Annotated in this window: 13 protein-coding genes; 8 read left to right on the top strand and 5 right to left on the bottom strand. The window is 41.1% G+C overall.

The genetic code is table 11. The features are described from left to right. Positions 1 to 53: 53 nt before the first annotated feature. Positions 54 to 776, bottom strand: coding sequence for an amino acid ABC transporter ATP-binding protein (locus MOJ78_RS20455; RefSeq protein WP_304979165.1), 723 nt, complete (start codon positions 774 to 776; stop codon positions 54 to 56). Between the two features lie 296 nt (positions 777 to 1,072). Between MOJ78_RS20455 and MOJ78_RS20450 the strand changes: the two genes are divergently transcribed. The 5 genes from MOJ78_RS20450 (at position 1,073) to MOJ78_RS20430 (ending at position 7,079) form a co-directional block, all read left to right on the top strand. Then, positions 1,073 to 1,768: a FadR/GntR family transcriptional regulator gene (locus tag MOJ78_RS20450; RefSeq protein ID WP_304979164.1), complete on the top strand. Its 696-nt coding sequence runs from the start codon at positions 1,073 to 1,075 to the stop codon at positions 1,766 to 1,768. Positions 1,769 to 1,811: 43 nt separating this feature from the next. Beyond that, positions 1,812 to 3,113: an Nramp family divalent metal transporter gene (locus tag MOJ78_RS20445; RefSeq protein ID WP_304979163.1), complete on the top strand. Its 1,302-nt coding sequence runs from the start codon at positions 1,812 to 1,814 to the stop codon at positions 3,111 to 3,113. A gap of 76 nt (positions 3,114 to 3,189) precedes the next feature. Next, positions 3,190 to 4,398, top strand: coding sequence for an L-2-hydroxyglutarate oxidase (gene lhgO / locus MOJ78_RS20440; RefSeq protein ID WP_304981321.1), 1,209 nt, complete (start codon positions 3,190 to 3,192; stop codon positions 4,396 to 4,398). A gap of 911 nt (positions 4,399 to 5,309) precedes the next feature. Further along, complete coding sequence (locus tag MOJ78_RS20435) at positions 5,310 to 6,491, top strand: ParM/StbA family protein (RefSeq protein WP_304979162.1); 1,182 nt, start codon at positions 5,310 to 5,312, stop codon at positions 6,489 to 6,491. 9 nt (positions 6,492 to 6,500) lie between these two features. After that, positions 6,501 to 7,079 (top strand): hypothetical protein, encoded by a 579-nt coding sequence (locus tag MOJ78_RS20430; RefSeq protein ID WP_304979161.1) that lies wholly within the window; start codon positions 6,501 to 6,503, stop codon positions 7,077 to 7,079. Between the two features lie 572 nt (positions 7,080 to 7,651). Here MOJ78_RS20430 and MOJ78_RS20425 read toward each other — a convergent pair. Together MOJ78_RS20425 and MOJ78_RS20420 are read right to left on the bottom strand one after the other, a co-directional pair. Continuing rightward, complete coding sequence (locus MOJ78_RS20425) at positions 7,652 to 8,404, bottom strand: IS3 family transposase (RefSeq protein ID WP_304981320.1); 753 nt, start codon at positions 8,402 to 8,404, stop codon at positions 7,652 to 7,654. Between the two features lie 192 nt (positions 8,405 to 8,596). After that, a complete protein-coding gene (locus MOJ78_RS20420) occupies positions 8,597 to 8,911 on the bottom strand; it encodes a hypothetical protein (RefSeq protein ID WP_304979160.1) in 315 nt (104 codons plus the stop codon). Positions 8,912 to 9,128: 217 nt separating this feature from the next. Here MOJ78_RS20420 and MOJ78_RS20415 point away from each other — a divergent pair, with 217 nt between their 5' ends. Continuing rightward, entirely contained in the window at positions 9,129 to 9,851 is a 723-nt protein-coding gene (locus MOJ78_RS20415; RefSeq protein ID WP_304979159.1) for a sulfite exporter TauE/SafE family protein, read from the top strand. A gap of 237 nt (positions 9,852 to 10,088) precedes the next feature. Here MOJ78_RS20415 and MOJ78_RS20410 read toward each other — a convergent pair whose 3' ends face one another. Further along, positions 10,089 to 10,463, bottom strand: a complete 375-nt coding sequence (locus MOJ78_RS20410) for a VOC family protein (RefSeq protein WP_304979158.1) — start codon at positions 10,461 to 10,463, stop codon at positions 10,089 to 10,091. Positions 10,464 to 10,588: 125 nt separating this feature from the next. Here MOJ78_RS20410 and MOJ78_RS20405 point away from each other — a divergent pair, with 125 nt between their 5' ends. Next, positions 10,589 to 11,266, top strand: a complete 678-nt coding sequence (locus tag MOJ78_RS20405) for an FkbM family methyltransferase (RefSeq protein ID WP_304979157.1) — start codon at positions 10,589 to 10,591, stop codon at positions 11,264 to 11,266. A gap of 152 nt (positions 11,267 to 11,418) precedes the next feature. Here the strand turns inward: MOJ78_RS20405 and MOJ78_RS20400 are convergent, their stop codons facing one another. Beyond that, positions 11,419 to 11,778: a Lin0512 family protein gene (locus MOJ78_RS20400; protein WP_304979156.1), complete on the bottom strand. Its 360-nt coding sequence runs from the start codon at positions 11,776 to 11,778 to the stop codon at positions 11,419 to 11,421. A 168-nt stretch (positions 11,779 to 11,946) separates the two neighbouring features. Here MOJ78_RS20400 and MOJ78_RS20395 point away from each other — a divergent pair, with 168 nt between their 5' ends. Then, positions 11,947 to 12,459, top strand: a complete 513-nt coding sequence (locus MOJ78_RS20395) for a DUF6933 domain-containing protein (protein ID WP_304979155.1) — start codon at positions 11,947 to 11,949, stop codon at positions 12,457 to 12,459. Positions 12,460 to 12,486 lie beyond the last annotated feature (27 nt).

Genomic DNA, 12,486 nt, shown 5'->3' with positions numbered 1-12,486 from the left:
TCTCACGGTAAATCCCCCTTATTATTAAATGTAATTTATGAGAAGGGCGCTGATTACAAGATTTTGCTTAAGAAGTTCTTTGCCCTGTCTTCCTTCGGATTGGTGAAGAACTCCTCTGGCGTATTCACCTCAACAATTTGTCCTTCATCCATAAAAATAACCCGGTCTGCCACCTCACGAGCAAATCCCATTTCGTGCGTGACGACAACCATCGTTGAACCTTCTTTTGCTAATAGTTTCATAACCTCTAATACTTCATTAATCATCTCAGGATCGAGTGCAGAGGTCGGTTCATCGAACAATAGAATCTTCGGCTTCATCGCGAGTCCTCGAGCAATGGCTACACGTTGTTGTTGGCCACCAGATAGCTGAGAAGGGCGTGCACTTGCTTTTTCTAAAATGCCAACTTTATCAAGATAGTGTTTAGCCTCGTCCTCCGCCTTTAATTTAGGCAGCTTTAAAACCTTACGCGGGGCAAATGTTACGTTGTCCAGGACACTCATATGTGGATAAAGATTAAAATGCTGAAATACCATACTGATGTCTTTTCGGAATTCATTCAATTTAATCTTTTTATCGCTTAAGCTGTGGTCATTGACAACGACTTGTCCGTCCTTAAATCCTTCAAGTCCATTGATACAGCGGATCAGAGTACTTTTGCCAGACCCACTAGGGCCGATGACGACAACCACTTCACCGTTTTCAATTTCCATATTAATGTCTTTGAGTACATGATTGTCCCCAAACCATTTGTTTACGTTTTCAAATTTAATCATTGAAATACTCCTTGCTCGAAGTTTGTTGTAACAGTATTTTTAATAATTGTAACATAGTCTACTTTTAAAGACTATTCTGAAATTAATGATAATAGGAAAATAGTAGCTTAGAAGAGTTATATATTGATCTGAAAGTCTGATATAAAGCACTGTACTTTGAACATTATAGCTTTATGAGTAGAAAGGAAGCATTTATTTTCTGAATATTGTTGAAATGTAAGCGTTTTTATACTAGAGTGTATACAACTGGACCATCCACTTGCCCAGTTAAGTTTTTGAGAGGGTGTTTGTAAGTTATGAATCTATCGCCTATCAAAAAGAAACGGCTTTATCAGCACATTGTTAAACAGATCCAAATGGCGATTAAAGGAGGAGGTATTCTCCCAGGAGAAAAGTTGCCGTCTGAACGAGTGTTGGCAAGTACGTTAAGTGTGTCAAGAACCTCCGTGAAGGAGGCATTCAGCGTATTGGAAGCCGCCGGGGTTGTACAAATTAAACAAGGCAGCGGCGTTTATTTATTAAAGAACAGTAAAGAAGACATTCTTGAAAAAATCAATACAATTTTACAAGGACGATCGGTCAATATGGTCGAGCTCATGGAATTAAGACAGTCGATTGAAGGGGATGCAGCGTATTATGCCGCGGTGCGAAGCGATAAGAAAACCATTGAATTGCTTGGGAAAGCGTACGAGCGGTTGGAACAGGCAGTTCGAAACAAAACGTTGGCTGCAGATGAGGATTATCAGTTCCACATTTGCATTGCGAAGGCAGCACGAAACTCCTTGATTTTCAGAGTTATGGATATGGTTTCAGGCGAGCTTTTTGCAGGGTTGGAAGAGAGCCGGACGAAAACATTGGAAGTCCCAGGAAAGAGCAAGGAAATCCTCCATGAACATTTACAAATTTATGAAGCGATCAAGGAAGGTGATCCCCAAGCGGCAAGGGATGCTATGCGTGATCACCTCCAAAAAGTAAAGCAAAGGTATTTATAATGTATTTTATTTGGAATTAAAATTAATTTTGGGAGGGATCAAGGTGAACACAGAAACAGTTCAGAATGCGCAAGGAAATACGAAAAGTCAACCAGTACCGCCGACGACGTTCGGAGGGAAATTAAAAACGGTTGGACCTGGTTTTGTTACCGCTGCTACTGGTGTAGGTACGGGTGATTTGATTGCGGCGCTTGTAGCAGGTGCAGCGTTCGGTATGACGTACGGTTGGGCAATACTTTTAGGTTCCATATTAAAATTTTATCTGACTGAAGGGATGGGACGCTGGCACCTTGCTACTGGCTCAACGATGCTGGAAGGCTGGCGCTCACTCGGAAAATGGGCAACAGGTTACTTTGGAGTTTACTCGATTTTATGGGGCTTCAGTTATGGTGCTGCGGCCATGTCTACAAGTGCGCTGATGATGTATACGATGTTTCCAGTCATGCCCCTGTGGGCTTGGGCAATCATCCATGGACTAGCTGGGTTTATACTCGTATGGACAGGACGTTATGGATTCTTCGAGAAAATCATGATTTTCTTGATTGGTGTCATGTTCATCACCGTAGTTGGTTCGGCAATTCTTGTTGCACCTGATGTCGGCAACCTATTCTCAGGTCTTTTGATTCCAAGAATTGAAAGTGGATCATTATTGCTCGTGTTAGGATTACTTGGCGGTGTGGGTGGAACGATCACAATGGCATCCTACGGCTACTGGCTCCAGCAAAAGAACTGGCGTGGTAAAGGCTGGGTACCGATGATGCGTGTCGATTCCGCTGTCGGGTATGGAATTACAGCACTTTTCACATTATCTCTATTAATCGTAGGTGCAGAATTCCTGTTTGGTTCCGGTGTTGAAATTAAAGGAGAAGAAGGATTAGTAACACTTGCAACACTGTTTGCCGCAGACTTCGGAAGCTTTGCGAAATGGATGTTCCTGATCGGGGCATGGTCTGCAGCATTTTCATCCCTACTAGGAGTTTGGAATGGGGTTCCTTACCTGTTTGCTGACTTTGTACGAATTGTACGTAAAAAGAAAAACGACGCGGACGAGAGAGCGGAAAAGCCTGTCTCCCAAAAGGATCTAGCATATCGATTTTACCTTTGTTGGTTGACCTTCCCGCCGATGCTGCTTCTTTTCTTCGGAAAACCAGTAGCAATCGTCATCATTTATGGAGCGTTGGGGGCACTGTTCATGCCATTCTTGGCGATCTCGTTATTGTGGCTCCTCAACTCAAACCGAATTGATAAGGATTACCAGAACGGATGGGTTACAAATTCCGTATTGACAGGGTGCGTTCTCCTGTTTGCTTATCTAGGAGTCATGAAGCTCATTGATATGTTTTAAAAATAGAAAAGCTGAAAGCCGTGCAATTGCACGGCTTTCGACCTTAGCATCATAAAAAGGAGAGAAAACCAGGATGGTGTATGATTTTACAATAATCGGTGGCGGCATAGTTGGCCTTTCCGTCGGTATGGAACTGAGCCGCCGCTACCCAAAAGCATCTATTGTACTGGTGGAAAAAGAATCAACGCTTTCGGCACATCAAACAGGAAGAAATAGCGGTGTTATCCATTCAGGCATTTACTATAAACCGGGTAGTCTGAAAGCGGAATTGGCCCGCAAAGGAAACGAGGAAATGACGCTGTTTTGTAAGCAACACGGGATCGAGCATGATATTTGTGGAAAGGTCATCGTTGCAACGAACGAATCAGAGCTGCCGCTTCTCGATAACCTTTATAATAGAGGTTTGGAAAATCAGCTTGAAGTCGAAAGGATTTCTGTTGACGAATTGAAGGCGATTGAGCCTCATGTAGACGGTATCCGTGCAATCCGCGTTCCGAGTACAGGGATTGTGAATTATGAGCAGGTAGCAGAAGTATTTGCCGATTTGATTAAGAAGAACTGTGGCGAAATCGCCTTGAATACAGAGGTTAAAGACATTGTGGCTAAGGACGATGGTGTAAAGGTCAGCACGAATCATGGTGATTATCAAAGCCGATTCCTCATTAATTGTTCAGGTCTATTGAGTGATCGCGTTGCAAAAATGGCGAATATTAAAACCGATATGAAGATTGTTCCGTTCCGGGGAGAGTACTATGAGTTAAAGCCCGAGAAACGCCATCTCGTCAATAATCTCATTTATCCTGTTCCAAACCCCGACTTTCCGTTTTTGGGTGTTCATTTTACAAGGATGATGGATGGTAGAATTATGATCGGACCGAATGCGGTGCTCAGCTTCAAGCGAGAAGGGTACAAAAAGTCAGACATCAATTTGAAAGATCTTTTTGAAACACTGACTTATCCAGGGTTTTTAAAGTTAGTGAGCCAAAATCTGTCTGAAGGGCTTAAGGAAATGGTCCGTTCTTACTGTAAGAAGGCGTTTATTAAGGACGTACAACGGTTTATCCCGGACATTACGGAGGAAGATATTCAGCCATCTAAGGCGGGTGTCAGGGCTCAGGCGTTGGGACCAAAGGGAAATCTACTGGATGACTTCGTGATCATTCAACATGATCGAAGTATCCATGTATGCAATGCACCTTCGCCTGCAGCGACTGCATCGATAGAAATCGGTAAAAAGGTCGTAAGCTATTTTGAAGAGCATACAAGTTATCATGTGGGGAACTGACTGCTCGTTTGAACAACGCATCTGCAGACGTAGATGTGTTGTTTTTTTTGGTGTGAAACTGTCACCATAAGAGGTTTATGCGGACAGTTTAGAGCAGGAAAAGTGCTAAACCGTCGCTATGAAGGGTTCATAACGATGATTTGATGCGGAAAAAGTACGAAACCCTCACTATGAAAGGTTCATGAACACATTTGATAGTATAAGATGTGTAAAGCGCACGCTATGAAAGAGCTCATACGGGAAAATCCAACAATCTGCTTCCTCTTTTACATGATACATTACCTATAAGAGTGCTTTTTCGACACCAACTATATTACGATCCTACCATACATACTTTAAGGGATTTTTTTAATGAGGATTTTTACCGAAAACTTCCATATATGACGCTATCTCCAAAGAATCATCGGACTATACCAGGTTTCGAGCTTATTTGTTCCTTTAATCAACATATAATGCTAATTAACGACAAGAATAACTCCTAACATCAGCTGTCTTTATCTTCGCAAGCATGTAGGCGACCCCTCAATGCCCTGGCCGTTGTTTTCTTAGACTACAGATTTTCTTATAAACCTCTAATCGATCCTCAGATTATAGTAGTGTTTTTTTCGGGCGATAAGCCGAACACGGGAGAGTTTTTTACTATTAAAATGAATGTTTGCAAAAATGTACACATGTGCACAAAACCGCATACATAACGTGTACAAAGATGTGTACATGTAAACAAATACGCGTACATGTTGATGTGTCAGTAGTTTGCAAGATTGTAAACACGTAAACGAATTTGTACGCATGTATACGGAAGTTGCACACGTGTATACAAAAAGAACACTTCCAAAGACGGATTGACGCCCTGTCCTGTTTTTAATATGTTGGAATGGTAACTTACTTTCTCTGAGAGGGGTATTATTTATATGACAAAATCTAGAATTGCCGCTGTTGATGTTGGTAATGATGCCGTTAAAGCAAACTTTGGGAAGCTTGAAAACGAATTGTATATACCGAATGTAATTGCAAGAGACATGGAGGACCGTCCTGTCATTGGAATCGAAGAGTTGGACGAGAAAAACCCACTTGATAACTTACATATTCGTGTCCACTCCCCTGCCCTAAAAGAAAATAATGCTGTTTACCGTGTCGGGAATCTAGCAACGAAAACGAATAATTCAACCGAATTGGATCCTGGAAGCAGTAAATCAGAGGAAGATCAGACGCTCGTCATGCTATTTGCTTCATTAGCATTGGATGCAGTAGGTCATGATGGTTTTAAAAATTCAAAGAACTCTCAAAATGTTATTGAAGCTAACTATACGCTTGGGACAGGCCTGCCACTGCGAGAGGTTAAGGAAGGCAAGGACGTAGGCTATCGTTCTCAATTACTAGGGTCGGTTCACCAGATTGAGTTTTTAGTAACGCCACGTTATCAAGGCATGAAGGTGAATCTTAAATTTGATGAGGTGAAGGTGTATCCTGAGGGATTTGCAGCTTTTGTTAATCTTGTAATGGATAATGACTTGAATATCATTAACAAAGAATTGATCGACAAGCAAATCCTCATTCAGGATATCGGAGGTCTTTCGACGGATATTGCGGTTATTAGGAATCGGAATGTCGATGATGACAAGGCTCAAGGTTTCAACCTTGGTGTTGCTGAGTCGCTTGAAATGATCCGTGATGAAATTCTAACGAAGCATGGTGTCCAGCTGGATAGCCGCCGTGATGTAGTCGATATTATCACTCGTAAAAATGATCGCCATCATATCATGGTAAAAGGTAGTCGGACGAATGTTCATGACATAACCGACCGTATCCTTTTGGAGCTAGCGAAAAAGGAATATCGCTACCTCAGAAATGTATGGCAGAAAAACTCTCAATCTGAAATTTGTTATTTCGTTGGCGGGGGCTCTGCAGTTTTGAAGGATTACTTGAAAACGTTGAATAACAAGCTGGATGGCTTCAACATCGAATTTTTTGAGGATGAAAATGAAAGCATTTGGATGATGGCGAATGCTTATTATAAGCTGATCTCTGATTATCTTCGCAAAACTACGAAAGAAACGAGAGAAATGAAGAAAGAGACTGCTGCAGCTAAGTAGGGTGGTTAAATGAGAGACTCTAAGAAAGGTGTAGAACGAGGGCAGTCGATTACATTCCGGGTTCCTTCTGATACACCGGATCATCTTTTAAAACAACTGCAAAACCTAAAGGAAACAGAGCGAAGAAATTTTTCTAGTAAAATTGCTCAATATGTTTTGCGGGGGGTCAGTGAAAGTCTGGCTAAAGAGAGGGAAACGGTTACGATACCTTTACCGAAGCAGTTGACGAAGGAGCAGCGGAATTGGATCAAGCACGAGCACTCTGAGGCTTTGATCGGAAGTATACTCTATCAACTTCTTATGGATCCGATGCGTGCTACGACTCTACTCGCTTCACTAAATAGTAAATCGGTCAATATTGAAGAGGCGCTGTATCTTCAGGAGGAAGCCGCAACAACGCTGCCTTCTGAGAAATCGAAGGAAGTTCAACCGAATGAAGAAAGGAAATGGAATGAAATCGAGAGTGAGCTTGATGACTTAAGCTTAGATAATCTCCAAGATGAGCTCCATTCACAAATGGATCAAGAGGAAAACCTCGATGAAGACGATGATCCGTTAGGTGACTTTCTTTCTAGTATGAATAAATGACAATCACATTCATAAATAGTAACTATGCCATCCTTTGGGGTCCCGACCTACTTATATGGGGTCCTGATGGATACACGGATTCGGAAGGAAGATTGGTAGAATTTCGATAAAAAACGGATAAAGGATTACGAAAAGATGCTCGACCCAACATTAGGGTCAGCATCTTTTTTTGTTGAAAAGACGTTTCAGACAAATGTAATCTACTTGTTACCTTTGTTGTATTACTAGGTTCAAAATTACGAATTTAGTGTCATGGTCGGATTCTTTTATTACAAAAGCCAATTTGAAAACAATAATATGTGAAATTCTTGGAAAGGTAATGCCCGTTATGGTTCATGAGGTGTTTCAAGTCTAAATGAGACCGGGAGTTGAAATCCCGTCATTTTGTTTGTTGGAATTTCGTTCGACGGTTTCGCAGTCAATTCGGCGATTTCGCAGTTAATTTTTCAGTTTCGCAGATTTTTCTCGGATTTCGCAGTTAATTTCTGATTTTCGCAAGAACCTTGGCCCCAACGGCTGGGCCCCCTTATTTTGGACACATGCCCAGCCATTCTCCTTCTATCGTAGAATTTCTATAATTTCACTTTTGTGCTCGGGATCTGCCCTCTTCGAGATAAGTCATAATACTTCTGAGGCGTGTGTGGCTTCAAGCTTCCGTGATAACGAGAATGGTTATAGAAAGCGATATATTGATCCACATAATAAAAGGCTTCTTCGTAAAATCCAAATGCATATCGGTCAAAACACTCTCTCTGTAACACACTGTGAAAGGACTCAATATAAGCATTCATGTCTGGTGTCTTCTTTGGAATTCGCTCATGATAGACCTTGTGATGGTCACAAAAGTTGCCAAAGTCTTCGCTCACAAACTGGGGTCCGTTATCGGTTCGAAGAATCAGCTTCTTCTCAAATTCCCCAGATTTAAAGTGCATTTTCCGACGTATAAGTGCTTTTGTCAACATCGTTGTAATATGTTTCGCCTTACAAACCGATCCACAATAATAACCAACAATGGTTCGATCATAAACGTCAATCGCACTACACACGTAAAAGAAGGCGTTGGAATCCGTTATGTTTCCATATTTGATGTCGACTTGCCAGAGTTGATTCGAGCCTATAATCGTACGATTTCTCGCAAGTTTTCTTGGGTGTTTTGCTTTTTTTGTGTTCGGTTTTTTTAGAATTCCTAGCCCTTTACACATCCGGTACACTTTATGCTTACTAATGATCAGGGAGTGGTGGTCTTTTAGATATAGGGTCCATTTTTTGTAGCCCATAGCTCCCAACCACTCGTCCCAATAAAGTTCCATCAGATATTCTGCGATTTGCGCATCCGGAATCTTTTCCCCTTGATTGGATACCGAGTAGCCCGGAATCGGCCGCCCTCTTTTTTCACGTCCTCTTTGCCCCCTTGGCCTCGTAATAATAATAGAGTGACCTGGTGAAGTTGAAAGCCTCTGTCGCTTTGATCAGAGAAAACCCTTCTTGCACCCACATTTTGATTTCTTCAAGCTGCACTAGTATGGGGATTTGTTTTTTTTAAGAAGTTCCCTCAACATCGCTACTTCTAATTCTTTTTCGCCTAGTAGCTTCATGGCATGATCATATTTCTTTTCTAATTCTTTTCTGGATGTTTGTGGGGTTAAGGCCTCTGTTCCTTCAACTTCCATTTCATCTCGAACCTCATCTTCATAGGTCCTCATCCACTTTCGGAGGGTCTCTGTGGAAATCCCCGCACCCTTTGCCGTGGAACTCATCTTATTGGTCTCGAGGGCCATCCGGACATATTGTTTTTTTACTTCCTCTAATACCTCAATTTTTTTCTTCGGCATAACCAATCACCTCCCCCAAGTAGCTAAAATAGCTTATTTTTAATATAAGGGAGAATGATTTTGGTGTCTAAATGATTTAGGGGGCCTAAAAGCCAAGATCGTCGAGGAGCAACAATCTGCAAGACTTCCGGATCAAATATCGAAGAAACGAAGCAAACTCGTTTCATTTTAATCGTTATGTTACACTTTTCTAGTAAAAAAACTAGTAGGTGTTCCCATGAGTGAAGTCATTTTAATATCAATCCTTGTTCTGTTTTCGGCTGTTCTGCAAACGAGCACAGGATTCGGGTTTTCCATCGTAGCGACTCCGTTCCTGCTCTTCTTTTTTGAACCGAGAGAAGCAATCCAGATCAACTTAATCCTGTCGCTTGTTATTTCGTGTGTGTTGATTGCGAAAATCAGGCAGGATGTCGACTTCAACATTTTAAAGAGGTTCATTTTTGGCAGTGCTGCAGGCTTGCCGGTCGGGATCATCCTGTTTCTCATCCTTAATATGACGATTTTGAAACTCGGGGTCAGTCTATTGATTTTAGTACTGACACTTTTGTTGATGATGAAGTTTCACGTTAAAAAAACGAATACACGGGATTATTTCGTTGGAGGGATTTCGGGATCGTTGACGACAAGCATCGGAATACCAGGACCGCCGATTTTGCTCTATTTTTCTGGGACAAATACGCAAAAGGAGACATTACGGGCGACGACCTTAGCCTTTTATCTTTGGATTTATGCGGTGAGTCTACTCATACAAATAATATTTGCGGGCACGACTAAAACGGTTTGGACATCAAGCGGACTTGCTTTGCCGATCTTATTAGTCGGGATGGTCATCGGACAATTACTGTTCAGGCGAATCAATCAGCAGGCTTTTCGTATTTGTACATATATCATTTTGGTGTTTACTGGCGTGACCTTATTTATTAAGAGCTGGGAATGGTAAAGACAGTGAACACAAGAAATTGTGTTTATAGATGGTCAGAGTGTTTTTGCGGCTTCCAGCAAAAAAAAGCAGAGCCTAGCAAGAAGACGACGCCGAAGCCTCATTTTATCTTTTTACCGTTGGCGTTAAATACTGCGATATACAGTACAACCAAGATTGAAACCCAAGAACCGGTACTCACACTTTGGCATAAAAAAAGATGAAATTAGTTGGACTTCGCTTCATCTTTTTTTATAATTAATTTTGTTCTTTGAAGTAATTCATGACCCAGTTGATGTTGTTTTTATCGAAAACCTGTCCATGGAGTGCTCCGAAAAATGTATCTTGAAGCTCAACGGTAACTTTGCCGTTTTCTCCGAGCACATCATATACACGACGAATTTCCTCTTCAGATTCAAATAGAAGAATGATTTTCGTGTTATCTCCAATCGTATATTCTTGTCCGTATGAATCAGAGAAATGGATCAAGGTGTCCCCGATATGGAGTTCAGCATGAAGGACTTTGCCCGGATGCTCGTTTAAAACTTTGATGTCCCCGCCAAAGATCTTCTGATAATGTTCAACTACTTCCTTACAATTTTCAACGATAACAAATGGATTTGCGCTTTTCATAATAAAATTCCTCCCAACCGTAGTATAAGAATCGAAGTATCGCTATAGGAAATACCATTTCGGTTACAGTATACGCAATTTTTTCATATGGTTATAAGAACAATGGGTATTGGGGGATGGTTGATATGAAAAAGAAAGGTCTTGTTTCGACAAGGATAAAGGGTGTTTCAAATCCGGTCTATTTGCGGAAGGACTCGACTGACTTAGAGACGTTACGATACGTTTTTTACAATAAGGAATATCGATTGGAAGACCTTACATTTAAACCAAAGTGGATTATTGATGGTGGTGCCTATGCTGGGTATACGAGTGTCTATTATGCAAATCAATATCCGGAGGCAAGAACGATTGCTGTTGAGGCAGACCCGAAAAATTTCACGGTATTACAGAAGAATACGGAACCTTACCCTCAAGTTGAGTTACTCCAATCTGGGCTATGGCACAAGGATACTTTTTTGAAAGTGAGGGATGTGGGCTTAGGTGAATGGGGCATGATGGTCGAGGAATCTGAACAATCTGACCCAGATGCTTTTAAAGCCGTCACGGTTGATTCAATTATGGAAACCTACGGCATTGATGAAATTGATCTGTTGAAGCTGAATATTGAAGGTGCGGAAAAAGAATTGTTTACGCACGGGTATGAGAAGTGGCTCGATAAGGTTAAAATCCTCGTGATCGAGCTGCACGATCGGATGAAGCCGGGATGCAGCGAAGCGTTTTTCAATGCCATTCAACCATACAATTTCGCTTCTTTTAAGAGGGGATACAATCATATTTTGTATAAAGAGGGTTGTTTTCGGTGAAAATCATTTGAAAAAGCAGGCGGTGAACCTGCTTTTTCGCTTAATAGCTAAGAACATTTTAGATTAAGTCGCAAAGATGTATTGTCTAGTTTTAGCGCCTAGCCCTTTGGTCCTGTCAATGTCAATGCTACCTAGACGGCGATTATGCTTTTCTAATATCCGACTTCAACCGAGGCATTGACGATATACATCAAATCATTTTTATCCTCTTTGTCTTCAAGATAGATTCCACTTGTTGTCGCCATTCCGCCGTCCATGACTTCTACGGTCACGGTTCCATAAGGAATGATCCTTTTGATTTCTTCCTCATCAAGCGTTTCCTTCTCGCACGGTATTGCCAGCTTTACATTCACCTTCATATTGTCTAACGATTGATCAGGTAGGATATTTCGGATGCCTGGCATCGAATTTTTGAAAATGGCGTTTTCGACTGCACGTACGGAAGCTTTTGTCACGTTCTGACCATGTACGTCAATACCTACTCCTGTTTCGATAAATACGATTTGTTCCATGTGAAACAACTCCTTCTGTAGATGTAAATCCATCTTCATTGTAAGTAATTAAGAACTTAGCGTCTAGTTTGTTTACTTCAGTTTCGTTATCGGTTTTCCCGTTTAAAAGTCGTATTAAACGTTTCAAAGAGGTAGAATGGAAAACAAACTACTAAAAGGAGAGAGTCGATGTTTCTCATTGGCGCTACACAAAAAGTACAGAATGAGTTAAAGCGGGATATTGTACTTTATGAGGACTATGCAGAGAACGAGTTAAATCAGTGGCATGTGAATTTGTTTAAAAAAGGACGGTACAAATGCTTGATTTTCATCCATGATGCATCGCTTTATACGGTGGTAATTCCAAAGGTAAGAAAAGAACACTTTAAAAATATCGAGCAGGTATTTCTGCAAAAGCTACATGAAAACTTAATTTCTGATAGGTTCAGTGAGGATCACATTAATCAGATTATAAGCATGGGTGACGAAATTGTTTTCACAAAAACACGTAGCCGTAGCGTCATTGGATGTATAGTTGACCAAATGAAAATGATTGAATACGGTTTTGAATCAGTGAAAGAATTTTCTCCAGATGAAACGGCAGAAATAAATCAATTCATTAACCGAACTCCTTACTCTCCGCTGTATAAGAGCGAGGGTCAGCCAGTAAAGGAATTAATGAAATATTTAAGTGACTTCTAGGTTGCTCCTTTGTACCTTTTAGCTCCA

The sequence above is a fragment of the Alkalihalobacillus sp. AL-G genome, assembly GCF_030643805.1.
Classification (GTDB): domain Bacteria; phylum Bacillota; class Bacilli; order Bacillales; family Fictibacillaceae; genus Pseudalkalibacillus.
The sequence above is the reverse complement of the archived record's forward strand: the minus strand, read 5'-3'. Positions and strand labels throughout refer to the sequence as shown.

What these genes read in the sequence shown, in the direction of transcription:
- MOJ78_RS20400 (WP_304979156.1), bottom strand. Translation starts at nt 11,778, where the DNA reads ATGGAACAAATCGTATTTATCGAAACAGGAGTAGGTATTGACGTACAT.
- MOJ78_RS20415 (WP_304979159.1), top strand. Translation starts at nt 9,129, where the DNA reads ATGAGTGAAGTCATTTTAATATCAATCCTTGTTCTGTTTTCGGCTGTT.
- MOJ78_RS20420 (WP_304979160.1), bottom strand. Translation starts at nt 8,911, where the DNA reads ATGCCGAAGAAAAAAATTGAGGTATTAGAGGAAGTAAAAAAACAATAT.
- MOJ78_RS20455 (WP_304979165.1), bottom strand. Translation starts at nt 776, where the DNA reads ATGATTAAATTTGAAAACGTAAACAAATGGTTTGGGGACAATCATGTA.
- MOJ78_RS20435 (WP_304979162.1), top strand. Translation starts at nt 5,310, where the DNA reads ATGACAAAATCTAGAATTGCCGCTGTTGATGTTGGTAATGATGCCGTT.
- MOJ78_RS20395 (WP_304979155.1), top strand. Translation starts at nt 11,947, where the DNA reads ATGTTTCTCATTGGCGCTACACAAAAAGTACAGAATGAGTTAAAGCGG.
- MOJ78_RS20450 (WP_304979164.1), top strand. Translation starts at nt 1,073, where the DNA reads ATGAATCTATCGCCTATCAAAAAGAAACGGCTTTATCAGCACATTGTT.
- MOJ78_RS20405 (WP_304979157.1), top strand. Translation starts at nt 10,589, where the DNA reads ATGAAAAAGAAAGGTCTTGTTTCGACAAGGATAAAGGGTGTTTCAAAT.
- MOJ78_RS20410 (WP_304979158.1), bottom strand. Translation starts at nt 10,463, where the DNA reads ATGAAAAGCGCAAATCCATTTGTTATCGTTGAAAATTGTAAGGAAGTA.
- MOJ78_RS20430 (WP_304979161.1), top strand. Translation starts at nt 6,501, where the DNA reads ATGAGAGACTCTAAGAAAGGTGTAGAACGAGGGCAGTCGATTACATTC.